Origin of the sequence: Paenibacillus sp. OK003, from assembly GCF_900109515.1 — a bacterium.
Lineage (GTDB): Bacteria > Bacillota > Bacilli > Paenibacillales > Paenibacillaceae > Paenibacillus > Paenibacillus marchantiae.
In genome coordinates, this window is the sequence record NZ_FOBD01000003.1 from 251,048 (window position 1) to 276,050 (window position 25,003).

Below are 25,003 nucleotides of genomic sequence, written 5' to 3' on the forward strand. Positions count from 1 at the left end.
CGCTATTTTAGCGGCTTTTTTTGTTTTATCGGTACATTTCTTATTTCAATATAACTATAGAACAGTGTTTCATTCAAAACAATGAAATTTGTTCATATATGAGGAACTGGAGTATGATGGGGGAAGGCAAGGCTGATCATCACCATATAAATAATTTTATTTTTATTGTTAACCATACAGGTAAAGAGTTACCAAGAACCTAATGTTTTTCTTTTTAGCTATTGTTCTAAAAATTGTCCTTGGAAATTTCCTGTAAAATCAATGCCACATAACTTCCTTGAAGGGGGATATCTGTTTTGGATGAGCAGTTTCTAGATTTATTGGCCGAGAAATATGATACAGAAGAAAAAATCATAACAGAGATCATCAACCTTGAAGCGATCTCCAATCTTCCGAAGGGAACCGAGCATTTTGTCAGTGATTTGCATGGGGAGTTCCAGGCTTTTCAGCATGTATTAAGAAACGGTTCGGGTACCGTCAAAGAGAAAATCAAAGAATTATTCCGGGAGGATTGGACGGATCAAGAAATCAATGATTTTGCGGCGTTGGTTTATTATCCGGAAGAAAAAATACAGCTGGTTATAGGGGAACTCAGCAATAAACAGGCTTTGAACCAGTGGTATAGACAAACGATTGAACACATGCTTAAGCTTATTTCTTATGCCTCTTCCAAGTATACGCGCTCGAAATTGCGTAAAGCTCTGCCGGAGCAGTATGTATATATTGTAGAAGAGCTTCTATACAAGACGGATTCGACCAACAATAAGGATCCTTATTATGAGGAAATATATCGGCAAATTATATCCTTGGGCCAGGCGGACAAGCTCATTATCGGCCTTGCTTATACAACCCAGCACCTGGTGGTTGACCATCTTCATGTGGTTGGAGATATCTATGACCGGGGGCCGGACCCCGACAAAATTATGGATACGCTAATCAACTACCATTCTGTAGACATTCAGTGGGGGAACCATGATGTCCTTTGGATCGGTGCCTACGCGGGTTCTCTGGTCTGCCTTGCAAATATTATCCGAATCTGTGCCAGATACGACAATCTGGACATCATTGAAGATGTGTACGGAATCAATCTACGCCCACTGCTAAACTTGGCGGAGAAATACTATGAAGACAATCCGATCTTCAGACCTAAGCTACAGGCTGGCCATAACATATCGGAGCAGGAAATTCTGCAGATCACCAAAATTCACCAAGCCATTGCCATGATCCAGTTTAAACTTGAAATCCCGATTATCAAGAGACGCCCCTACTTTAATATGTCTGAAAGACTTTTGCTGGAGCAGATTAATTACGACAAAAATGAAATTAAAATCTGCGGGAATACGTACCAGTTGGAAAACACCTGTTTCGCCACCGTAAATCCGCAGAACCCTGAACAATTGCTGGAGGAAGAACGCCAGGTGATGGAAAAGCTGCTGTTCTCCGTTCAGCATTCCGAAAAGCTGGCCAGACATATGAATTTTCTTATGAAAAAAGGTAGCCTTTATTTAAAATACAACGGGAATTTGTTAATCCACGGCTGTATTCCTTTGGATGAAGAAGGAAATATGGAGGAAATGCAGATTGAAGACAAGACATATTCGGGCCGTCAATTGCTTGATGTCTTTGAAGATTATTTACGTTACGCCTTTGCCCATCCGGAAGAGACAGAGGATCTGGCGACGGATATGGTATGGTACATCTGGACAGGGGAATGTTCCTCGCTCTTTGGAAAGAGAGAAATGACCACTTTTGAACGGTATTTTATCCAAGATAAAGAAGCACATAAGGAGAGAAAGAATCCTTATTACCATTTACGTGAAAATGAAGAGATCTGTCGAAAAATCTTGCAGGAGTTTGATTTGAACCCGGATCATGGACATGTCATTAACGGCCACACGCCAGTCAAAGAAAGTCGTGGAGAGAGCCCTGTTAAAGCAAACGGAAAAATGATCGTGATTGACGGCGGTTTTTCCAAAGCCTATCAATCCACAACGGGCATTGCCGGATATACCTTGTTGTACAATTCGTTTGGCATGCAGCTCGTCGCCCATCAGAAATTTAATTCAAAAGAAGATGTGTTATGTAACGGAACAGACGTGTTATCTCTAAAAAGATTGGTGGACAAAGAACTGGAGCGGAAGCTGGTGAGGGAAACCAATGTCGGGGATAAGTTGCTGCAGAAAATCTCAAATCTGAAGGATCTACTAGACTATCGCTACATGAAATGAAACGATTGCTAAAAGTACACACCCGGATCAACCGTTTGAGTGCAATTTGATGTAGACGCTCGTATTGGGCAGGGTAGTAATAATTCCCTGCCTGTGCGAGCCTTTCTTTTACGTTTTTATAGAAGCTAATAAATAGGTTCGTTGTTTATTTTTTAGCCATTCCCTGTTTGTTTAAATATGCTAGCATATAAGGTGCTTGGCTTCTTTCGAGATGTTCCTCAATATGATCTGTCCAACCCTTAACTTTTTTCACTGTAAAAGGGGCAGCCACAGGCCGGTTTTGGTAATTTCATTAATATTAATCCTCACTGCACCTATATATACACCACCAAGTCCCATAGACTCTGCTGCTTCCTCGATATAAGGCTGATTTGCAGAAAGTTGCATTACCTTTTTCCGAAGATTTGGATCCGTAATCCGAATAATTGAAACAACTTGTGAACCCATAGATGGATTTGAGAAAGAGTTCATCCAAAGGGAAAGAGAACTTTACAGTATTGCTTATACGCAAAATATACTTTATGGTCGTTGGAAATATCTAATAATTTGGTTTTTGAAGACCCAAAAACGCCGCCACAGTGAAATTAAAGTTTTTTTGAACAATATCTCTCAAGGTTCGCTCACAAAGCAACTTCGAGAGCTAGAAGCTGATGGGGTAGTTAAGCGCGAAGTTTATCCTGAAGTCCCTATGCGGGTTGAATATTCGCTAACAACCAAAGGCACTTTACTTCTTCCTATAATTGAATTGATGGGGAAAACCCTTACAATGATCGACCGTTTAGGGGAGTAGGCTGAGGTATCTAATTTTGAGAAACGATATTACGAATTGCAGCAAAAGCTGACAAACAGTATTACAAAAACGGATTCGATAAATTGGTCATTAATGGCGGCAAGGTATTCTTAACCCTTAGCCTAATTAACACCTCTTTAGGAGATAGAAGTGTGGCACAATCTAGGTGAGCACCTCACTTTTAATAAACTCAGAAACTGTTGAGGGACAAGAACATACTCCCATTGCCGATTAGGTAGATCTCTAAAATTTATTTTGAGCTCATTCAGTACTTTACATGCCCATTAACTATACACGAACAAACATTTTAATTTGATTATTTTTTGCATAATTTTATCCTAGTAGTTAAAAATAAGTAAGGATAATATTCATGAACGCTCAGTGAATAGATATAAATAATTGGGAATAGCACGTAAAAGGCTATTAGCTTAAAGGAGTGTTATAAAAATGAAAGCAGTTGTGATTAATCAATATGGAAGTAAAGAAGAGTTAGTTGAGCAGGAAGTGAATAAACCAAGTCCAGAAGCCAATCAAGTAGTTGTAAAACTAGAGGCTACATCCATTAATCCAATCGATTGGAAATTAAGAGAGGGTTACTTGAAAGAAATGTTTGATTGGGAATTTCCTATTATCTTAGGTTGGGATGCAGCTGGAGTCATATCTGATATTGGTTCAAACGTTACGAAGTGGAAAGTGGGGGACCGAGTATTCAGTCGTCCAGAAACAACTCGTTTCGGTACGTATGCTGAGTATACAGCAGTTGATGAGCAGCTACTGGCAAAACTACCCGATTCAATCTCATATGAGCAGGCTGCGGCTGTACCTTTAGCAGGTTTAACAGCATGGCAGGCATTGTTTACTCATGGCCATTTAAAAGAAGGTGAAACTGTACTTATTCACGCTGGCGCTGGTGGTGTAGGTATTTATGCCATTCAATTAGCAAAGTATGCCGGCGCTCATGTTATTACAACAGCAAGTGAAAAAAATCATGAACTTCTTTATTCATTAGGTGCTGATCAAGTCATTGATTACAAAAAGGAAAACTTTGAAGAAATTCTAAAAGATATCGATTTAGTGTTCGACACGATGGGTGGAGAAGTAGCCGAGAATAGCTATAAGGTGCTTAAGCCAAATACCGGAAGACTGATTACCATTGTTGGTGAACCCAATCATGATACTGCTAAGTCTCACAATGTATCGGCAAAGGGGATTTGGCTACAGCCAGATGGTGATCAATTGCAGAGAATGGCAGATCTGATGGAACAGAAAAAGATTAAGTCGATTGTAGGGGCAACATTCCCGTTTAGTAGACAGGGTATTTATGATGCACATGCTTTGAGCGAAACTCACCACGCTGTAGGCAAAATTGTCATAACGTTTTAAAAAGGAGACTGGGGAAAAAAACGATAAACATTAAAATAGGCAACTGTCGAGGGATAAGAACTTCCTTAGTATGTGCGGAAAGCCAGCTGTTGATAAAATAAAACAAACCGTCGTGTAATGAAACACCCTTCGGTTTGTTTTGACCTTGCCAGAATATATATCTATTGTCTATAAAAAAAGTAACCTGGAACGTTAGACAAAGCCTATCCAGTACCGGACGATTCCAAACAGCTTTGCATCATGAATCTAGAAGAGGTTAGCTCCCAAAAAAATGTTAACTGTCATTGTAAATTTACAGATCTTTCAGATTAAATTGTATGCGTGTAAGCATGTCGGTCATCATTGCAACTTCTTCTTCACTGAAATCCAGTATCATCTGATGGACGAACTGGTTTCGATCCTGTTTGAAATTGGCGATATGCGTTAGCCCTTGTTCTGTTAACCGGACGAAGGTTTCCCGATAATCGTCGGGGTTTTTTCTTCGTGACACCAAACCGTCTGCTTCCAGTTGCTTCAAATGGCGTGTAATAGCAGCACTGTCAATATGAATGGCCTTCTGCAAATGGCTTTGTGTAACTTCTTCATGAAGATAGAGATGATACAGCAGAACGTATCGTGAGGAACTGATCCCCGTACAACGTTCAAATTTAGGTTTCAGCTGATTGCTTATGTTTTTAAGTAATATTAATAAGGTTTCTTGTTCCAGCGAACAATCCATGTTTGCCCCTCCTTGAATGGTGCCGAATGTCTTGGAAAGCATCATGATAACAAGGGCAGATTTCTTCCAAGACATTCAGCAGCTAAAGGCAACTATATCACAATGTGGAGACTACTCGCACTATCGCATGAAGACAGTTTTGATTTAAGCCCAAAACGTGGTCTCTTCGGCTGGCATGCGGTAGGAGGTGTATCCCTCGCTTGTAGCTTTTCCAATTGTCAGTAGCATGACTGGTACATAGCGTTCTTTATCCAAGCCAAACACCTCGGCAATTTGATCTTTTTCATAACCGCCGATTGGATTGGTGTCATACCCATGCGCACGGGCAACCAGCATCAATTGCATAGAAACCAGACCGGCATCAAGCATAATGACATCGTTCATTTCAGCATCGGACATGTTGTTATAGATCGGTTTGAATGCGTTCAACTGAAAGTCCTTAACATCTTGTGGCATTAAGCCATGCTCAACAGCTTTTCCATAGATGTTTTCTGCATAATCGAAATTGTTTTTGTCCGCAAACACGGCAATGACAGCAGAAGCTTGAGCGACTTTTTCTTTGTTGAAGCGGGACAGTGGGACGAGTTTTTCTTTTCCCTCTGGAGTATCCACCACAAGGAAGCGCCAAGGCTGCATGTTGATGGAGGAAGGGGCAGTGCTAGCTTCATTAATGATTTGAGTCATTTCTTCCCTGCTGATTATTACGGATGAATCGTATGTCTTAATGGAACGGCGTCCGTAAATAATTTTGTTAAAATCGTTTGTTTGTTGGTATGGTTTCATAATAATTAACTCTCCCTTTATATTTTGTTGAGGCATCAATGTTTGACTAGTCAATTGTTGATAAGTCAAATATAATCGAAATCTAAGTCCGTTTCAATAGTTTTTTTTGTGTAAAAATATTACAATAATTACTTATGCTATAATATCTTCTACTTGCATAGTTAAACAAGATAGGGCTGGAGTTGATCTAAGGTCAGACTTTTTTCACTGTAATGCCAAATCTCATAATGCCCGAATGGTAAAAGATCGAATTGAAAATTTGATGGGGTGTTTTATGAATCTTGACCGGTAGCCCTTCCCATGAGAAGGGGAATTATTGTGGAGGGACCAGAACATAGTCTGATTTGTGATTAGATGTATATCTAATTAGTAAGAGACTATTTGGTAAAGAGAGTGGAGAACAATCAGCATAAAAGTGAGAAAACAGTTTGTGTTTACTTAAACTAACTGTATTATCTGCACCCAGGCTGTTACGATCAGATATAATAGAAAATGGTTATTAGTCAAATTATATAGTAAAATTCATATTATAGAGTATAAGTGAAGTAAATAAATTTCAATGAAGCATCTTTTTTTCATTCTGGATTTCAAAAGTATACAGTGCTCTAGATTATTTGATCAGCGCAGTTACTAATTACAATATGTGGTAGGCTGTTTCCTAACCCTAAACTATATACTCTTTGACTTTGACAATATACTTAGAAAAAAAGTTGGTGAAGTAGATGAAAAACACAAATTCAAAAAAACGAGTAACCCTGAAGGATGTAGCGGAACACGCAGGTGTTTCTACAACGACTGCTTCGCTAGTGGTTAGAAATAATCCCAGAATTCCACAAGTCACTCGTGAAAGAGTTTTAAATTCGATTGAGGAATTAGGTTACATCTATGACAGGGTAGCTGCAAATATGCGCTCACAAAGTTCAAATTTGGTTGGAGTGATTGTGACCAATATTGCAAATAAGTTCATTTCAGAATTTCTGATTGGAGCACAAAACAAACTTGAGGAATTCGGATACACCGTATTACTCGGTACAACTTCTGACAATGCAACAAAGCAGCAAAATTTAATCTCTACTATGGTAGAACATAGAATTGACGGTCTGATTTTAAATCCTTCCTCCATCAGTTTAGAAAAGACCGTCAAACAATTAAATAATCTGAAAATTCCTCTGGTACTAGCTAACCGGGAATTGTATAACATTAGCGCTGATTATGCAGGTATCGACTATGAAGAAGGAGCATACCTGGCTATATCGCACTTAGCAAAAAAAGGACATCGAAGAATTGCATTTCTAGGTGGTGTCAAAGAATCTTCGACATGGACAAAAAGGATGGATGGATATCGTAAGGCCTTCAAAGACCATAATCTAGAACTCGAAGAGAGTATCATAATAGCTAGCGACCCTACCAGCGAAGGAGGAGAGGAAGCTGCGAGGGTATTATTAAATTCCCCAAATCCTCCTTCAGCCATTTTTTGCTTTAGTGATTTGATTGCTTTTGGAGTCATGAAGGTCTTAACTAAAGAGGGAATCGTTGTTGGTCGTGACGTAGATATTGTCGGATTTGATAATATACCTGACGCAGAAAATTACCACCCGCCTTTGACGACGGTCTCATCCTTTCCTAAATCGATAGGCATTCAAGCAGCCAAGCTTTTGCATAGCAAGATTATTGGTGAGAGTGAAGGACTTCAGCGTGTGATTCTTAAGCCAGAGCTGGTCATAAGAGATACATCTAAATAATAATTTTCTTTCCAAAACCAAATTATTGATGAAACTGAAAAACACCTCGAGTGAGAAAAGGATCGTGATCTAACGTTCCAAGTATCGCTAGAAGGTGTTTTTTTGATTTTCACATTTTAATACTTAAAATAGCCCCATTAGGACACAGAATATGATTACTAAAAAACAAATGTGAAATTTATCACAATATTGACACATTTTTTTATGAGGAGTATAGTAAGTTTTGCGCACGATTTAGTATATCGATATACTTGATTTATTCCATATAATAAGAGGTATGATTTGTTTTATTTCATTTTATTTTGTACATCGATATACCGTGATTTATGCATCAAGGTATATTTCCTAATATAGGAGTACAGAATTGTATCCATTAGGAGGCAAAGCAATGTAATTATTAATCGAGTTGTTGAACTTGTATTTTGGCAAAGGGGACAACAAATGAAATATCCGCACCTAAAAATGGGATTAGGGATTTACCTAAGTTATTTACTATTGGGAATGGTCAATATCATGCTCGCTTCAAATATGAATTTTTTATCCGAGCGACTACATGTTGCCAAAACAGATATCAGCTTGCTTATCTCTGTTGTTGGAGTTGGCCACTTACTAACAATAAATATTGCAGGTAAGTTATCCGATCGTTATGGAAGAAAGCCTTTGATCATTGCAGCTACTTTGCTATACGCTGTTTTGCTTGTTGGAACACCATTAACAACTCACTTTCAGATTGCGCTCTTATTCGCTTTTTTAGCCGGAATAAGTAATTCGCTTCTGGATTCCGGTTCTTACCCAGCCTTGAATGAAAGCTATCAAGAAGCAGCAGGCACTGCAATTGTGTTAATAAAAGCATTTATGTCAGTAGGAGCTATCATTCTACCGGCTTTAATAACATTTTTAATGTCTAAAGAATTATTTTTTGGTTATGCATTTTTCATTCCTGCCATTTTGTTTGCTTTTTTAGGTATGTATTTTGTAACCATTCGCTTTCCTGGAATGATTGCGCAGAACCCACACAAGGAAAGAAACGAGAAGCATTCCAGTGAGCAGAGGGCTGACTTGTATAGTTGGAAAGAAGGTTCTGCTCTGGTCATCATCGGTTTTTTTTCTGTATCGTTGTCAACAGTTATTCAGACATGGCTGCCCACTTATGGTAACCAAGTCTTACAGCTAAATGAAAAAAATGCAGTGGAGTTGCTTAGTTTTTACAGCATGGGCGGATTAATTTGTATTTTGGTGCTTGCTTTCTTATTGAAAAAGTTCATTAAACCTATTACGGCAATGGTCGTTACACCTGGAATAGCAACCGTCTTTTTAGTTGTACTGCTGGCATTTCGTAATCCAGTCCTTGCTCCGTTTATTGCTTTTTTTCTTGGGCTGTTCACCTCAGGAATGTATCAATTAGCTATGACGGTCATGATTGATTTATTTCCAGCTAGAAAAGGGGTAAGCGTATCTTACGTAAGTGCTTCTGCTAGTGTAGCTTTTATGGTTATTCCTTTTATCACGAGTTTACTCGTTAAACATATAGGAGTATCTGCTGTGTTTTATTTTGACTTATGTATTGCTGTGATGAGTACATGTCTAGCGCTTTATTTATCAAAGCAAATGAGATCATTTTCAAAATAATGTTTCACTAAATATTTGCTTGTAATAAAAGGAGGGAAAGCAAATGAAAAATCCATATATTAAAACGTCCCTTGGCATGTACTTGAATTACTTTATGCTTGGGATGATCAATATCATTATCGCTTCAAATATGAGTGCCCTATCAGATAACTACAATCAACCAGTTGAAAAGATCAGTTTGCTTGTTTCTGCAATTGGTATCGGTAAGCTAATAGCTCTATTCTTTGCCGGCCGGTTGTCCGATAAAATCGGTCGTAAACCAATCATCATTACAGGAAGTTTTCTGTATTTACTGTTCCTAGTTGGTATTCCTTTAATGTCAAGCTATCCCGTGGCCTTTGTATTGGCCATCACTGCCGGAATAGCAAATTCATTACTGGATTCAGGAACATATCCAGCATTGATTGAATCATTTCCTAAGAAATCTAGTTCGGCTACGGTTTTGGTCAAAGCGATCATGTCCATCGGAGCCACGTTACTGCCATTCATTCTTGCGTATCTAGTTGCCAACGATATCTCTTGGGGCTGGTCATTTTATGCTTTGGGAATCTTGTTCCTCATCAGTGGAATTTATTTGATCTTTATGCCGTTCCCAGCGTTTAAGTCCAACTCAAAAGATGAAGTAGACAGTGAAGTCTACAAAAATCGTTTCAAGGAAGAACCGAAGTTTTGGGGAGAAGGATTGGCAATTATCCTTATCGGTTTTACTTCCACAGCATTGTTTGTGGTTTGGCAAACATGGCTTCCAGAGCTGGGGTCTAAATTTATTGGATTGAGTGAGAATGTCTCGGTAAAACTTTTAAGCTATTTTAGCATTGGCGCATTGGTGTCGGTACTTTTGCTTGCAGCTTTACTAGACAAGCTCATAAAACCAATCACTGTGATGATCTTATATCCAACGATAGCCTTCTTATCCATGCTGAGCTTGTTCTTTGTTCAATCGTATCCAATTGTTATTATAATGACGTTTATCTTGGGATTGTCGACTTCCGGTACCTTCCAATTGGCTATCACTGTAATGACACAATTCTTCGTCAAAAACAAAGGAACGACAACATCTTATGTAAATATAGCAGGAAGTGCTGCTTTTATATTGGTTCCCTTCATATCGAGCTTCTTGGTGGGACAGATCGGTATTTCCATGACACTTGTTTTTGATATGGTCATTGCATGTTTGAGTGTATTGCTTGCAGTATTTGTACTTATCCGAGGAAAAAAAGTGTTTCAATAAAAATTCAACTCGTAAGGAGTCTTTCAAATGAATAACTACGATAAAAATCTTGCCAAAATTGACGCAACAACAACTTTAGTTGGATTACTTGCTACACCAATCGGACATAGCGTCTCCCCCCAAATGCACAATGTGGGTTATACGATCAGTGGGTTGAACTATGCATATTTGGCTTTTGAGGTTGGACCAGAGAAGTTGAAAGAAACCGTTGAAGGTATGAAAGCAATGGGAGTTGCAGGATTCAATGTGTCCATGCCCAACAAAATTGATGTTATTCAGTATTTGGACGAGCTGGATGATACCGCTAAATTCTCAAGAGCCAGTAATACCGTCGTAAATAAAAATGGCAAGTTGATCGGATATAATACGGATGGATTAGGTTACGTAAAAAATCTTGAAGAACATGGAGTCGAGTTAAACGGGAAAAAAGTAACTTTAGTCGGTTCTGGTGGTGCTGCAACACCGATCGCTATTCAGCTGGTTCAATCAGGCATTAAAGAGATTAGTATTTTCGCCAGAAATGACAAATTCTTCTCCAAAGCAGAAGAAAATGCAGCATATATTAACAATGAGATGAAACACTTCGGCGTGAAGGCTAACGTTTTCCCTTTGGAAGATAAAGAAGCATTTCGTAAAGAAATCGCAGAAAGTGCTATTTTAGCGAACGCTACGAGCTTGGGCATGAAACCATTAGACGAATTAAGTATTGTTGATGATACTGAAGATGTGTTGCGCAAAGATTTAGTAGTAACCGATGTTGTATACAATCCTCGCAAAACAAAACTGTTAAAACAGGCCGAAGCTGCTGGAGCCAAAGCGATTAACGGTCTCGGTATGGTGTTATGGCAAGGCGCACTTGCTTACAAACTATTTACAGGAGAAGATATGCCAATTGCAGAGGTGAAGGAGAGCGTATTTGGTACAGAAATATAAATAGAAACTAGGGTAAGTGGATATATAAAAAAGGACCGTAAGTGTTCATCTTCCATCGATGAATGCTTGCGGTCCTTTTATGTTTATCCTGTACCTTTGTGCCCTGGCAGCATCTTGATAAAAATATCTAATGAACAACGGTATCGGTTTCCGCCTCTCTTTGTTAACATCTTCGGAACGCTCCGCCGCGTGCCAGAGCGAAGAAGATGAGCAGGGCAATAATCGAGCCAACGATGGCTGGAATAATATGAAATCCGCCAATCACCGGCCCCCTTGGTCCCAGCAATTCCGTTCCTAACCAGGAACCGATAAAACCCGCAATAATGTTTCCAAGTATACCGCCCGGTACGTCCCGCCCAATCAAGTTGCCGCTTAACCAGCCAATAAGTCCACCAACAATGAGTACCCAGAGCAGATCCATGGATTGTTCTCCTTTCTTCGAGTTTATTACAAGTTATGTTCGGCTCAGTGGAATATACCTCATCTTCCAGTTGGTGGAGGAATCTAAAGTGTGTGTGCTAAGATGGGTTAATAGATGATTGAAGCTGGTGAAAACAAGGCTAGATAGGGGGTGTACAGTTGAAGAAAATCCTAGTCATTGATGATGAAATCGCAATTCGAGATTTAATTGAGCTGGTGCTAAGGCGAGAAAACTACGATGTGCAGACCGCAGAGGACGGCAAAACGGGCTTGCAGCTGCTCGACTCTTTTCAACCCGATTTAGTGGTACTTGATCTGATGCTGCCTGACTGCTCCGGATATGACCTGTGCAAGGAAATCACCATGAAACGTGCCGTTCCTGTGATCATGCTCTCTGCCAAAAATGAGGTAATCGACAAGGTGTTGGGACTAGAGCTAGGGGCTGAAGATTACATGACCAAACCCTTTGACAATCGTGAATTGCTCGCTCGGATCAAGGTGATTCTGAGAAGAAACGAGAGCAAGGAGGAATCAAGTGAAGGAACAGAAATGAAATCTACACGCATCATTCATGAAGAGCTGACATTTGATCTGGAAAGCCGAAGGGTGCTGAAAAACGGTGTACCCGTGTCTTTAACGGCCAAAGAGTTTAAAATTCTGGAAACGTTACTCAAAAGGCCAGACAAAATCTTTACCCGGGATGAGCTGCTGCAGATCGGATGGGGATATGACTTTATGGGAGACAGTCGCAGTGTGGATATGACCATCATGCGATTACGGAAGAAGCTGGAGGATAACGCGGACGAACCGAAGTATGTCAGGACGATCTATGGATTTGGCTATCAACTTGGAGGTGGCGAAGCCTGAAGTATGCAACCCGGTTACTGCTGAATTATTTATTTTTCTCTGTGCTGTCCTTTGGCATCATCATTTTTGCGGTGAATAAAGCCATCGATTATTACAGCTTCATTACCATTGAAAAACAGATGATGGAGAAGGCGGATCTGTCCGAGTTGTCCTTCCGTGAGGTATTGGCACAGCATAGATCATCGACAGGAGAGCCGCAGACAAAAGAAATCGTCAGACTTGCTCTGGAGAAGCTGAAAACTTCAGGCAAGGAAGTACGTATCTATGATAGCTCCAAGCAGTTGATGGGCTTGGCTGTGAATGGCATCATCATTAATGATGGTAAACCTGTTATTTTTGAAAAGAATATTGAGAAAGCCCTGAGCGGCAGTTATGCCTACAGCGTAACGGAAGATCATCTGCTTTATTTTGCCACTCCCATTCAGGATCAATTCTACGAAAACGCTTATGTGTATGAGTTCGTGGAGGACATTTCCTACTTTTATGCGATTATGGATCAAATCCGTTATATCTTGTTTGCGGGTGCAGGCGGATTTATTATACTGATTACGTTATCCAGTCTGTGGATTGCCCGCAACACAACCAAGCCGATTAAACTGTTGCTTGGCGCTGCGCAAAGTTTCTCTAAACAGGAGTTTCGGAGAGTTCAACTCAACCGGAAGGATGAGCTGGGCATGCTGGCAGATGGGCTGGATTCCATGGGGCGGCAGCTTCATGATTACATTCAGTACCAGAAACAATTTGTCTCCAACGTATCTCACGAGTTAAAAACACCCTTGGCAGCCATTCGTGGTTTCTCTCAATACTTGGTTGAAGGGGAGAACGAGAACAAGGAGCTGCAAAAAATCTATGCTCATCTGCTGCAGGAATCGGACCGGCTGACACGCTTGATTAATGAACTGTTGTTGTTATCCCGATTCGACAAAGCTGGTTCTAACGAACTGGAATTTGAAAAGACGGAAATGAATGAACTGATTCAGGAAGTCACAATGAATATGGGAGCCAAGGCTAAGGATAAAGGGATCGAGATCAGAGTCAGTCAAGCGGAGGAAGAACCGGATGATGAGGGTACGACAAGAGTTTACGCCAACGTAAATCCAATGCTGATGTCCCATGCGATCTCCAATCTTGTGGATAATGCCATCAAATATTCAGACAGTCCATCGCTAATCGAATTGACGTTGGAACATACGCCAAGCGAGGTAGTTATACGGATACGTGATCAAGGGATCGGTATCGCGGGCGATGAGTTGGAGAGCGTGCAGGAACGTTTTTACCGGGCGAAAAATGCAAGCACAGCGAACGGTTCGGGTCTTGGAATTTCCATTTGCAAAGAGATTGTAGAGCGGTTTAATGGATATATCGACATGGAAAGTCAAATCGGGGAAGGTACGACCGTTACGATTGTTTTGCCTCGTGTGTAAACACGCGATTAACGTGCGTAAATAGTTAACGTTACAAGATTGATACAATTCTGTTATGAGACTAACAAATGCTTTTTTTATAATCACTTCATAAGAAGAAATCACACATTTATGGAGGGATCATGATGAAATTGATAAACAAAGCTACAGCTGTTATCCTGCTGAGTATTTTACTAACGATGGCACTGACGGGCTGTCAGTCCAATGGTGCCAAGTCGCCAGAAGCGGCGCAGAACTTGGCTGATAAAAACACATCAAACGAACAGAGTGCTGAAGCTATTAAGGAAGGTTCGATGGAGAAGGAAGGCAATGTGGTGCTGAAGGAGCTTGCTTTTGTCTATAATGAGCACACCATTGCAATTTCGGATACAGCGAATGAAGATCAGATGGAACAGATGCTGGGCAAACCGGATCACCTGAAATCTCATACGTACAGTGCCGATGATGGAACAAACATGGATACGTTAATCGGTTTTACAGAAAAGGTTTATACGTATCCTGGTCTGGAGGTTAAAACAATCAGTATACCGGAGGGGAAACAAGACTCCATCTTTCATATCGAAATTACAGATCCTAAGTACGCGACAGTGCGGAACATTAAAGCAGGAGATAGCCTGGATACTCTCAAAAACGCCTACCCTGAGGGGAAGCTGCATGGTGATGGCTCCCCTAATGAGGAGGATGACTTCCGTTACGAGCCATCCAATTATGTGGATGTGATGTCTTTTCATATCAAGGATGCCAAGGTGGAGAGCATTCAGATCTACAGCCTTCTGGATTAATATTTAGTATCGATATTGATAAGCCATTCATACGATTCAAATACCTGCCTGAGAGAGGGGCAGGTACTTTCTTATAAAACGAATTTGGCTTGCTTCATCGCAGTTTCGATCTCTTGAAAGGATGCTTTGAATCTGTCATCAATCTCCCTGCAAATATTCGTTATGAATACTTCATCAAAAAAGTTTTCTGTTATTGGTCTAATCGGTATGGTATCGCAAACTACCGAGCAGCAAAAGATATAAGCAAAGATTTAGTAGCGATTGCTTCCGGGAATGGGGGAAGCAATCGCTATGTTTTTGTGCGGATATTTTTATTTTTTGTCCGCCACATGTGTACAATAAATAAAAAAGATGATACATTGAAATTAGTTTAATTCCTTTTATAAAAGGGTTTTTTGAAGAAATACTATGTCTCCTGTACGAGGACATACGTATATCGAGGAGGGAATGGAATGTCAAGTCAAGCATTGGACCAATTTCTAAGTTCGAACATCGAAGATCTAAAGACTAAAGGTCTATATAACGTCATCGATACGCTGCAGGGTGCAAATGGTCCTGTTATTCGTATCGACGGAAAGTCCCTAATCAATTTGTCTTCCAATAACTATTTGGGACTTGCAACAGATCACCGCGTGATTGATGCTTCAGTTAAGGCGTCGCAGACATACGGGGCAGGCGCAGGGGCTGTGAGAACAATTAATGGTACGATGGATCTTCATATTGAGCTTGAAGAAAAACTGGCCCGTTTCAAAAAAACGGAAGCCGTTATCGTGTATCAATCGGGATTTAACTGCAATATGGCTGCTATATCCGCGGTAATGGACCAGCATGATGCGATTTTATCAGATGAGCTGAACCACGCTTCGATTATTGATGGCTGCCGCCTGTCGAGAGCCAAGGTGATTCGCTTTAAGCATTCGGATATGAATGATTTAAGACAGCAGGCGAAAGATGCCAAGGAATCCGGTCAGTACCGTAAAATTATGGTCATCACCGACGGGGTTTTCTCCATGGATGGTGATATAGCAAAGCTGCCCGAAATCGTGAAAATAGCAGAAGAATTTGATCTGATTACTTATGTGGATGATGCCCACGGTTCGGGCGTTCTCGGAGCGGGTGCGGGAACCGTGAAGCATTTTGGATTGTCCGACCGCATTGACTTTCAAATTGGTACTCTTTCCAAGGCGATCGGCGTTGTCGGCGGTTATGTGGCGGGTAAAAAACAACTGATTGAATGGTTGAAGCTGAGAAGCCGTCCGTTTCTGTTCTCGACATCGCTACCTCCGGCTGCAATCGCTGCTTGCAGCGCTTCTGTCGACATTTTGATGAATGACAAAGAGCTGATCGAGAAGCTGTGGGAGAACGGCAATGATTTGAAAAATGGCTTGAGCCGGATTGGATATAATGTAGGCCAAAGCGAAACGCCGATCACACCTTGTATCATTGGCGATGAAGTAACCACCCAACAGTTCAGCAGACGGCTCTATGAAGAAGGCGTTTACGCCAAGGCAATCGTGTTTCCGACGGTTCCGAAAGGAACCGGGAGAATACGCAACATGCCGACAGCTGCCCATACCAAGGAGATGCTCGACCAGGTGATCTCCGTTTATGAGAAAGTTGGCAAGGAAATGAAGCTGATTTAGCTGCATTCGCGGGAGTATATTTCGGGAGGAATGTCTTATGAACAAGATCTTGGTGACCGGAGCACTGGGCCAAATCGGTTCTGAGTTAGTTGTTAAATTACGTGAAATTTATGGTGCGGATCACGTTGTTGCTACGGATCTCAGGTCATCAGCCCACGAAATTACCCGATCCGGGCCATTCGAGCTGCTGGACGTGACGAATGATAAGGCGATGTTCGAAATCGCCAAGCGGTACCAAGTGGATACCGTCATCCATTTGGCTGCGCTGCTGTCGGCTACCGCAGAGGAGAAACCGCTGCTTGCCTGGAATTTGAATATGGGCGGATTGATGAATGCACTTGAAATATCCAGGGAGCTCGGCTGCCAATTTTTCACTCCAAGCTCCATTGGATCTTTTGGGCCTTCGACTCCGAAAGACAATACCCCGCAGGATACGATCCAGAGGCCCAATACGATGTACGGCGTGAACAAAGTGTCCGGCGAACTGCTTTGTGATTATTATTTTCACAAATACGGCCTGGATACTAGGGGGCTGCGATTCCCGGGTTTGATATCTTATATGACGCCTCCCGGCGGAGGAACGACGGATTACGCCGTGGAAATTTATTACGCAGCCGTGACGGCTGGCCGGTATACATCGTATATCGCCAAGGACACAAACATGGACATGATGTATATGCCGGATGCCCTGAACGCTATCATCGAATTGATGGAAGCGGATTCTTCCCGGTTGATACACCGAAATTCATTTAATGTCACCGCAATGAGCGTGGATCCGGAGGCGATCGCTGCAGCGATTCGGGATGAGTTTCCCGGCTTTATCCTCGATTATGACGTTGATCCGAAGAGACAGGCGATTGCCGATAGCTGGCCGCATTCCATTGATGCGACGGCAGCGAAAACAGAATGGGGATTTCATGCCCGGTACGACCTGAAGGCCATGACGAAGGATATGCTTTCACAGCTAAGCGAGAGACAAATGCTTCGCAAGGCTTAAAGTGATTATGAATTCGCTGTGCAAAGCGAGTAGATATACAAAAGAAGCTGCATCATGAGGTTTGGCGTTACCCGGACCTTTGGTTGCAGCTTCTTTTTTCATCCTCAATCCAGACATTTCCGTGGTCTGTGGCTTATCAGATAAAGAACACGGCATAAAGTTTGCAACAGGACGGACCGAGGCATGCAAAATTAAAACACAGAAGTGAAAGAAAGGGAGCTGTTTATGTCGCGGGACAAGAACATGTTCTCATTGCGATAGGCGTTTATCTAATCGTTATTCTGCCTGTTAGTTCATTTATAGATATAATGCAGATGTACAATGACACAAAGTTACCAAACAAGAGAACCCTTTGAGCCACATTAATAAAAGAATAAAATGATAGTTTCATTAATCAAGCAAGGAGTGTGCATATAATGGGTCGTTTTCGAAAGAAACAAAAGATAATTCTTACGTAGTAATTCCGTCAGAAAATGTAACTAAGATACAATTTGGAGATCCGTGTTATATTGGTTATCAAGTAGATGGGCAAGAATTCTGGGAATTAACGGGTGTCTCTTATACGACTGAAGTATCTTCGTTAGAAGTTCGTAAATACCAATACCATATGGCAGGACATCTGCATCATGCCTTATTACCGCTTAGCAAGCTGCTATAAGTTAATTTTGTATTTTGAAGAAGGAAGGGAATAACCTTGCAGGGTACTACTTGACGCCTATAGAAATAGTAGCGATCCGTTGGGTTGTAGCACATTTTTTAAGGTAGTTCCTTTGTTACATGACAGTCTAATTGAAATGGGTATTAAAGAAGGTGTGACTCATATTACTGATAATATAGTTTCAGATGATACGATTTCACACGTTGACCTAATAGCCGTTCACAAAAAAAATGGGCTTTACGTTGATAATAGAAAGTTACATATGGTCTATATAGAAGCAATGATAAGATTAATTTCATTGAAGGAGGTTCGAGATGAGAAACGAAGAATGTTGTCCTGAATGTGGAGGAACAAAATTTGGGGAGGGCAAGTCGCACGGCGAAGCTAGGGTATATCCTATGAAAAAGATGCTAACATTAGGATCAGATGTTACTCATGTAATTTGTATAACGTGTGGATTTATTTTAAAAAGTTTTGTTAAAGAGCCACATAAATTTGAGGATAATAAATAAAAAAGTACTGCAAGAAAGGGGACCAACAGATCAAGTTCTAACTCTGCTCAGTTAAATAAAGACTAAAGGGCATAATTGCATGAAAGTAGGGAACTTTAAAAAAATTCAGTCTTTGTTGTCGAGGGACAAGAACATGATCCCATTCAAGTCGCTATTTTAGCGGCTTTTTTATTTTATCGGTACAAGTTCGTGTCCCAAGCCAAGGACAAGAACTTGTACCGATTACCGTATTGAACAAGAACATGTTCCTACTCCCGATTAGATGTATATCCCAAAAAAGCACATGTAGTTAAAACTTGAATAGGCAGCATTGGAGGGACGGTTTTACATTTTTTACAATACCTAAATCTAAAAAAATAGGAAGGAACCTTTTATAATTGTTACCAGCTAGGAAAGTTACCAAGCCGTTGTACCCACAGATAAGACACAGGTTCAGAATAAGGAAATTCTTTTAAAAACAATACTTTAATCTTTCATGACAACAAAACAACTGTTTTTAAAACGGTTGTTTTGTTGTTAACACCCAATAGTTACATTCTGGTTCCTATCTAATAAAAAGGTGCCTACTTTTCAAGTAGCATGAGAAATTTTAAGATAAAAAGAAAGGCGGTTCATGCATAGTGTGATCGTTCAATTAATCGATTAAGTGGGAGATTAAACGAAAGTAATTGAGGGGATGGTAGCGTCATGCCAATTGAAATCAAAGACATTGTGTCTAAGAAAATATTAAGTGAAGTAAAAGGTTATCTAGATATTGGTTTTACTCATTCACTAAATCCCTATACGGGTTGTGCATTTGCTTGCGAATACTGTTACGTCAGAGAAATGCCTATTCAAAAGTTTAAGGATATTCCTTGGGGAATGTGGGTGGATGTCAAGAAAAATGCAGCAGAAAACTATCTAAGGGAAGTCTCTCTTCTAAGACGTAAAAATAAACCCATAAGTATATTCATGTCATCAGCCACAGATCCTTATCAACCTGTAGAGCAGAGGGCAAACATTACAAGAAGCCTATTGGAAGAAATGGATAAAAACCCACCAGACTCACTTCAAATTCAAACTAGAAGCCCTCTGGTTGCCAGAGACCTTGATATACTACTGAAATTAAAGGAAAAATGTCGAATTCTGGTTTCAATGACAATCGAGACAGATCGTGAAGATGTGAAACGAATTTTTTCACCCTATGCTCCTGGAATAGATTTAAGAGTTAAAGCCTTGAAAAAGATGAATGATGCAGGGATACATACACAAGTATCTATTTCCCCAGTGCTACCTTTTTCACCTAATTTCGCTAACATGATACAAGGTATAACTGATCGAATTTGGATTGATAAGCTACTGATTGGTGATGGTCAAATGGGGATGAGATCTGAGCGTATAGGGATGCCAAAATTATTTGATGCGAACGGGTGGGACAAATGGTACGAGAAAAGCATTCATCTGAAAGTGGAAAAATATTTTAAGGCAAGGTTCCCATCTGAAATCATTCATGTATCTAAAAACAGCGCATATCCATTTTGATTTTATGAAGCCATTCAGTTTATGAGGATCTTGCCCGTTTTTTCTTCATGCAATAGAAATATTTGCAGCTGCTGTTCGAAGATCAACTTTCTCTTACGAATCAATAGAGGACGCATGAGTCCTCCATTGACTTAACTTGAAGATGAAAATACAGGGTTTATGATTCCATGGGAATAATAGAGGAGCTTATTTTATTTTGAAATGACGGTGGATTAACACTTCGACTTCATTCACTCTGATGAATATCGTCTGGAAGTTCATCATTGAGTTTCTGGTATCCAAGGCCCCATGTTTCCATAGAGAATATAATTGGCTTCAGTGAATTTCCTAAATCACTTAAACTGTATTCGACTCTCGGAGGAACTTCTGCAAACACGGTACGAATGACAATTCCATCCTCTTCCATTGAACGTAAATTTTCAGTGAGAACCTTTTGACTGATCTCCGGGATACTTTTACGAAGTTCTCCGAATCGTTGAGTCCCCTTCAAAAGATCCCTCATAACTAATAACTTCCACTTGTTACCTATCAAGCCAACTGTCGTTGCCACAGGACACAACGGCAACTCTTTTTTTGAAATCACTACATTATCGCCTCCAATAGTTACTATTAGGTTCCTATATAACAAAAAGGTGCCTACTTTCAAAACGAATACATTGCTTATATTATAATTCTGTCGATGAGAAAAGCAAATGAAAATGAATGAAAGGAGGAGGGAGTTTGCAAGAAAGTTTATGGATGCAACTGAGTGACTATTTTTCGAATCATATGTTAACGTTCTTGAATTCTTGGAAAGAGCATTTAAAGATCAGTTTATTGGCATTGATGGGTTCTACACTTATCGGGATTGCATTAGGTACCTTATCAACTAAATACAATCGTTCCGAAAAATGGATCATCTCGTTATTCCAAACATTACGAATCGTTCCCAGCCTAGCGATCTTACTTCTGTTGCTTCCTATCATGGGTATTGGAATTAGGCCAGCCCTTTTTGCTCTCATTATTTTAGGAATCCCTCCTATCTTAATGAATACAGTATCCGGGTTACAAGGTGTGTCCATGTCTCTACTTGAATCTGCACAAGGTGTAGGGATGTCTGAACGACAAATTCGATGGAAAATCCAATTTCCAGTGGCTGGACCATTGATATTGACAGGGATTAAAACCGCTGCGATTGAAATTATCGCCAGCGCCACTTTGGCTGCCAAAATTGGAGCTGGTGGATTAGGAGAAATTATTTTTACCGGTTTAGGACTCAATCGAACGGATTTACTTTTAATTGGTGGTATTTCAGTAGCGATTCTGGCTATTGGTATAGGATTTATTTTAGATCTGTCTGAACGTGTATTGTTTAGATATAAATTCTTGCAAAGGTAGGGTCAACACAAATGAAAAAGAACATAAAGAAAAAATTGGGTTTAACCATCTCAATCACACTTGTTTTGTCCATAATTTTGAGTGCATGTGGTAATAAAACGAATAATCATGGATCTACTATACGAATTGGTTCAAAAGACTTTACTGAGAATTTAATTGTCGGGGAGCTATATGCTTTGGCTTTGGAGAACGCGGGATACCAAGTAGAGCGTGTTCCTAATATTGCGGGTTCCATCATTCATTCATCGATTGTTAATAACGATATCGATATGTATCCAGAGTATACAGGTACGGGGTTGTTGGCCGTATTACAGATGGATTTGATGACAGATCCGGATGAAGTGTATACAAAAGTCAAGGAAGAGTACAAAAAGCAATTTAATATCTCATGGCTCGATTATTCAAAAGCAAATGATGGAGCGGGTCTCGTTATTCGAACGGAAGTATCACAAAAATTAGGGATCAAGACCATTACTGACTTGCAAAAACATGCCGGTGAGATTCGATTTGCTTCCCAAGGAGAGGTTGACCTGCGCGCTGACGGTATTCCAGCATTGGAGAAAGTGTATGGCAAGCTCAATTGGAAATCATCCAAAGTATATGATAACAGTTTGAAATATGAAGTGCTTAGAAACAATGAGGCTGATGTTGCGCCTGCATATACCACTGAAGGTCAGTTGGTGAACAAAGACGAGTTCACCCTATTGGAAGATGACAAACAAGTATGGCCACCTTATAACTTGGCGCCTGTTATCCGTGATAATGTGCTCTCAACGGATCCCGGCATAGCTGAAGTGATCAATAAGGTTAGTTCGGTATTGGATACAGACACCGTAACCGCACTAAACGCAAAAGTGGACGTAGACAAAGAAGAATATGAAGATGTGGCAAAAGAATTTTATGATTCCATTAAATAAGGATGGCGTTAACATGACTCCAACAGCAATCGAATTCCATGATGTGAGCAAAACATATTCAGATTCCAATGCATATGCAGTTGATCATGTGAACTTGTCGATAAGTGAAGGGGAGTTTATAACCATCCTCGGCTCCTCTGGATCAGGAAAGACAACTTTATTGAAGATGGTGAATCGGCTTAACGATCCTTCCCACGGGATTATTAAAATTTTTGGCGAGGATATCGCTCGAGTTGATCCTGTAAAACTTAGAAGAAAAATTGGCTATGTTATACAGCAAGTAGGCTTGTTCCCCCACATCAATATTGAACAAAATATTGCTACCGTTCCTCGTCTTTTGAAATGGGACAAAAAGAAAATCGAGGAACGGGTGCAAGAATTGTTAACTTTAGTTGGGTTAGATTCAGAGAACTTCAAACGACGTTATCCTTCACAATTGTCCGGAGGACAGCAACAGAGAATTGGTCTTGCGCGAGCATTAGCAACCGATCCCAATATTATGCTGCTGGATGAACCCTTTGGGGCCTTGGACGCTATTACGCGCTTAAATCTCCAGGATGAACTCTTAAAGATTCATGGGGGAATGAAAAAAACCTTTTTGTTCGTGACTCATGATATTAATGAAGCATTCAAGCTGGGAACCAGGGTTATGATTATGAATCAGGGTAAGGTTTGTCAGTTTGATACCCCAAGAGAAATTGTAACTCATCCTGCAGATGATTTTGTATACTCACTCATTCAATCTTCGAAGGAGCAAGAACGCTTCTGGGGGAACTTAACATGATCGACTATGCCATTAAGCATCCGGATAAGTTGGGAAATGCATTATTGGAGCATGTGGAGATCCTCATTTTGACCATGCTGCTCTCTGTGATCATTGCAATCGTCTTAACCATCTTAGCTCTGGCCTCTGATAAGATATCTAGATCACTCATTTACTTGTTTTCAATCTTGTATTCCATTCCGAGCTTGGCTTTGTTTGCAATCATGATCCCTGTGACCGGATTGGGGAAAACGACAGCCATTACCGTGCTCATTGCCTATAACCAATATATCCTTCTACGTCAGTTCATTGCAGCTTTGAATCATGTTGAACCATCTGTTATTGAAGCTGCTACAGGGGTCGGTATGAGCCGATTTCAGATCTTACTTCAAGTCCAGGTACCCTTAGCAATCAAGCCTCTGTTTAGAGGCATTCGACTTGCTTCGGTAACAACCATTAGCATGGCAACCATCGCTGCCTTCATTAATGCAGGAGGGCTAGGTACGATATTAAATGATGGATTACGGACCATGAATATCGATAAGATTTTGTGGGGGGGCTTATTGTCAGCAGGACTTGCTATTGTGACGAACGCAATATTCATGCTGTTTGAGAAACGAATACATTTGAGATCGGAGAGATAAATAATGAAGGCAGTTGTATTGGAAAGGGTCTGTACCCCAAAAGAACTACAGATCACTGAAGTACCTATTCCTATAGTCAAACCTGGGTGGGTACTTGTAAAAATCAGGGCGTTTGGAGTAAATCGCTCCGAAATGTTCACTAGACAGGGGCATTCACCGTCCGTTCAATTCCCGCGTATTATTGGGATCGAATGCGTAGGGGAGATTGAAGACCCTTCAGATAGCACATTTATAAAGGGAACGACCGTCGCTTCATTAATGGGAGGGTTAGGCCGTGCATTTGACGGGAGTTATGCTGAATATGCACTTATACCTTCGGACCAAGTGTATCCTATTTCTAGCGATATGAAATGGACTGAACTTGCAGCGATACCGGAAATGTATTATACCGCGTATGCATCCTTATTTGAATGTCTTCAATTGACTTCAGGGGAGATGCTACTTATTCGTGGTGGGACAAGTTCCGTAGGTTTAGCAACACTTCAGCTAGCTAAGAGTGTAGGAGCAACAGTCATATCAACGACTCGAGACAAAGAGAAATTTGCACTTCTCCAAGAAGCTGGAGCAGACTATGCACTGCTCGATAATGAACATTTGAGACAACAGGTGTATGCTATTGCTCCAAATGGGGTAAACAAGGTTCTAGAGTTGGTTGGTACAACGACTGTAAAAGAGTCCTTGCAATTCATCTCAGAACGAGGGATTTGTTGCATGTCAGGAATATTAGGAGATGAATGGACTCTTGATACCTTTGAACCTTTAGTGGATATACCCACAGGTGTATATTTCACAGCGTTCACAAGTGAAGTTATCAAAGAAAGTACACTGATCTCTTTATTTGAGCATATCCAAAAACATGGTATAGTCCCACCTATTGCCCGAGTCTTTACACTCGAGGAGATTGGAAAGGCACATCTTTTAATGGAAAGTAACACCGCAAACGGTAAGATCGTTATATCCAATGACATTGTAGAGACGAATGATAACTTCTCTGCAACCTAAAGATAAAATAATAGTTACAAAAAGGTTCCTATGCAACAT

At 40.5% G+C, this 25,003-nt stretch carries 23 protein-coding genes and 1 pseudogene; 19 read left to right on the forward strand and 5 right to left on the reverse strand.

Translation table 11 applies throughout. From position 1 onward, the window contains the following. Nucleotides 1-296 precede the first annotated feature (296 nt). Nucleotides 297-2,228, forward strand: coding sequence for a fructose-1,6-bisphosphatase (locus tag BMW94_RS05965; RefSeq protein ID WP_090995708.1), 1,932 nt, complete (start codon nt 297-299; stop codon nt 2,226-2,228). 145 nt (nt 2,229-2,373) lie between these two features. Here the strand turns inward: BMW94_RS05965 and BMW94_RS31240 are convergent. After that, a pseudogene (locus BMW94_RS31240) lies at nt 2,374-2,666 on the reverse strand (hypothetical protein); the annotation flags it as partial. On the opposite strand from BMW94_RS31240, the gene BMW94_RS05975 reads away from it, so the two are divergent. Both BMW94_RS05975 and BMW94_RS05980 read left to right on the forward strand, forming a co-directional pair. Further along, nucleotides 2,653-3,018, forward strand: a complete 366-nt coding sequence (locus BMW94_RS05975; protein ID WP_090995711.1) for a winged helix-turn-helix transcriptional regulator — start codon at nt 2,653-2,655, stop codon at nt 3,016-3,018. The pseudogene BMW94_RS31240 and the gene BMW94_RS05975 overlap by 14 nt on opposite strands. A gap of 447 nt (nt 3,019-3,465) precedes the next feature. Further along, the gene (locus tag BMW94_RS05980) at nt 3,466-4,401 is read left to right on the forward strand and encodes an NADP-dependent oxidoreductase (protein ID WP_090995715.1); all 936 of its coding nucleotides are present in this window, start codon (nt 3,466-3,468) and stop codon (nt 4,399-4,401) included. 292 nt (nt 4,402-4,693) lie between these two features. On the opposite strand, the gene BMW94_RS05985 is transcribed toward BMW94_RS05980, so the two are convergent. Together BMW94_RS05985 and BMW94_RS05990 are read right to left on the reverse strand one after the other, a co-directional pair. Then, the gene (locus tag BMW94_RS05985; RefSeq protein WP_090995718.1) at nt 4,694-5,119 is read right to left on the reverse strand and encodes a MarR family winged helix-turn-helix transcriptional regulator; all 426 of its coding nucleotides are present in this window, start codon (nt 5,117-5,119) and stop codon (nt 4,694-4,696) included. Between the two features lie 144 nt (nt 5,120-5,263). After that, a complete protein-coding gene (locus BMW94_RS05990; RefSeq protein WP_090995721.1) occupies nt 5,264-5,902 on the reverse strand; it encodes a nitroreductase family protein in 639 nt (212 codons plus the stop codon). A 722-nt stretch (nt 5,903-6,624) separates the two neighbouring features. Between BMW94_RS05990 and BMW94_RS05995 the strand changes: the two genes are divergently transcribed. The 4 genes from BMW94_RS05995 to aroE all read left to right on the forward strand — a co-directional run bounded on the left by BMW94_RS05995 (nt 6,625) and on the right by aroE (nt 11,437). Further along, on the forward strand, nt 6,625-7,644 hold the full coding sequence (locus BMW94_RS05995; RefSeq protein WP_090995724.1) for a LacI family DNA-binding transcriptional regulator: 1,020 nt from the start codon (nt 6,625-6,627) through the stop codon (nt 7,642-7,644). A 441-nt stretch (nt 7,645-8,085) separates the two neighbouring features. Continuing rightward, on the forward strand, nt 8,086-9,273 hold the full coding sequence (locus tag BMW94_RS06000) for an MFS transporter (protein WP_090995727.1): 1,188 nt from the start codon (nt 8,086-8,088) through the stop codon (nt 9,271-9,273). 43 nt (nt 9,274-9,316) lie between these two features. Continuing rightward, entirely contained in the window at nt 9,317-10,504 is a 1,188-nt protein-coding gene (locus BMW94_RS06005; protein ID WP_090995730.1) for an MFS transporter, read from the forward strand. Between the two features lie 27 nt (nt 10,505-10,531). Next, nucleotides 10,532-11,437 carry a shikimate dehydrogenase gene (aroE, locus tag BMW94_RS06010; RefSeq protein WP_090995733.1) on the forward strand — a complete coding sequence of 302 codons (906 nt, stop codon included), beginning with the start codon at nt 10,532-10,534 and terminating at the stop codon, nt 11,435-11,437. 163 nt (nt 11,438-11,600) lie between these two features. Here aroE and BMW94_RS06015 read toward each other — a convergent pair whose 3' ends face one another. After that, on the reverse strand, nt 11,601-11,858 hold the full coding sequence (locus tag BMW94_RS06015; RefSeq protein WP_090995736.1) for a GlsB/YeaQ/YmgE family stress response membrane protein: 258 nt from the start codon (nt 11,856-11,858) through the stop codon (nt 11,601-11,603). A gap of 158 nt (nt 11,859-12,016) precedes the next feature. Here BMW94_RS06015 and BMW94_RS06020 point away from each other — a divergent pair, with 158 nt between their 5' ends. From BMW94_RS06020 to BMW94_RS06050, 7 genes are all read left to right on the forward strand, one after another. Continuing rightward, a complete protein-coding gene (locus tag BMW94_RS06020; protein WP_090995738.1) occupies nt 12,017-12,724 on the forward strand; it encodes a response regulator transcription factor in 708 nt (235 codons plus the stop codon). A 71-nt stretch (nt 12,725-12,795) separates the two neighbouring features. Beyond that, nucleotides 12,796-14,148 (forward strand): sensor histidine kinase, encoded by a 1,353-nt coding sequence (locus BMW94_RS06025; RefSeq protein ID WP_254790134.1) that lies wholly within the window; start codon nt 12,796-12,798, stop codon nt 14,146-14,148. A 122-nt stretch (nt 14,149-14,270) separates the two neighbouring features. Continuing rightward, nucleotides 14,271-14,930 (forward strand): hypothetical protein, encoded by a 660-nt coding sequence (locus BMW94_RS06030; RefSeq protein WP_254790135.1) that lies wholly within the window; start codon nt 14,271-14,273, stop codon nt 14,928-14,930. A gap of 452 nt (nt 14,931-15,382) precedes the next feature. Then, complete coding sequence (locus BMW94_RS06035) at nt 15,383-16,573, forward strand: glycine C-acetyltransferase (RefSeq protein ID WP_090995745.1); 1,191 nt, start codon at nt 15,383-15,385, stop codon at nt 16,571-16,573. Nucleotides 16,574-16,610: 37 nt separating this feature from the next. Beyond that, on the forward strand, nt 16,611-17,570 hold the full coding sequence (locus BMW94_RS06040) for an L-threonine 3-dehydrogenase (protein ID WP_090995748.1): 960 nt from the start codon (nt 16,611-16,613) through the stop codon (nt 17,568-17,570). Nucleotides 17,571-18,542: 972 nt separating this feature from the next. Then, on the forward strand, nt 18,543-18,740 hold the full coding sequence (locus BMW94_RS06045; RefSeq protein WP_090898719.1) for a transcription initiation factor TFIIIB: 198 nt from the start codon (nt 18,543-18,545) through the stop codon (nt 18,738-18,740). 687 nt (nt 18,741-19,427) lie between these two features. Further along, a complete protein-coding gene (locus tag BMW94_RS06050) occupies nt 19,428-20,261 on the forward strand; it encodes an SPL family radical SAM protein (RefSeq protein WP_090995751.1) in 834 nt (277 codons plus the stop codon). Nucleotides 20,262-20,487: 226 nt separating this feature from the next. Here the strand turns inward: BMW94_RS06050 and BMW94_RS06055 are convergent, their stop codons facing one another. Beyond that, complete coding sequence (locus tag BMW94_RS06055) at nt 20,488-20,844, reverse strand: winged helix-turn-helix transcriptional regulator (RefSeq protein ID WP_090898713.1); 357 nt, start codon at nt 20,842-20,844, stop codon at nt 20,488-20,490. 137 nt (nt 20,845-20,981) lie between these two features. On the opposite strand from BMW94_RS06055, the gene BMW94_RS06060 reads away from it, so the two are divergent. From BMW94_RS06060 to BMW94_RS06080, 5 genes are read left to right on the forward strand one after another with little or no spacing between them, the layout of a single operon-like run. Next, nucleotides 20,982-21,638, forward strand: a complete 657-nt coding sequence (locus BMW94_RS06060) for an ABC transporter permease (protein ID WP_090995754.1) — start codon at nt 20,982-20,984, stop codon at nt 21,636-21,638. Nucleotides 21,639-21,649: 11 nt separating this feature from the next. Further along, complete coding sequence (locus BMW94_RS06065; protein WP_090995757.1) at nt 21,650-22,555, forward strand: glycine betaine ABC transporter substrate-binding protein; 906 nt, start codon at nt 21,650-21,652, stop codon at nt 22,553-22,555. A gap of 13 nt (nt 22,556-22,568) precedes the next feature. Continuing rightward, nucleotides 22,569-23,339, forward strand: a complete 771-nt coding sequence (locus tag BMW94_RS06070) for an ABC transporter ATP-binding protein (RefSeq protein ID WP_090996284.1) — start codon at nt 22,569-22,571, stop codon at nt 23,337-23,339. Further along, nucleotides 23,336-23,962: an ABC transporter permease gene (locus BMW94_RS06075; RefSeq protein WP_090995760.1), complete on the forward strand. Its 627-nt coding sequence runs from the start codon at nt 23,336-23,338 to the stop codon at nt 23,960-23,962. Before BMW94_RS06070 ends, BMW94_RS06075 begins: the two co-directional genes overlap by 4 nt. Nucleotides 23,963-23,965: 3 nt before the next feature. Continuing rightward, the gene (locus tag BMW94_RS06080; protein ID WP_090995763.1) at nt 23,966-24,964 is read left to right on the forward strand and encodes a zinc-binding alcohol dehydrogenase family protein; all 999 of its coding nucleotides are present in this window, start codon (nt 23,966-23,968) and stop codon (nt 24,962-24,964) included. Nucleotides 24,965-25,003 lie beyond the last annotated feature (39 nt).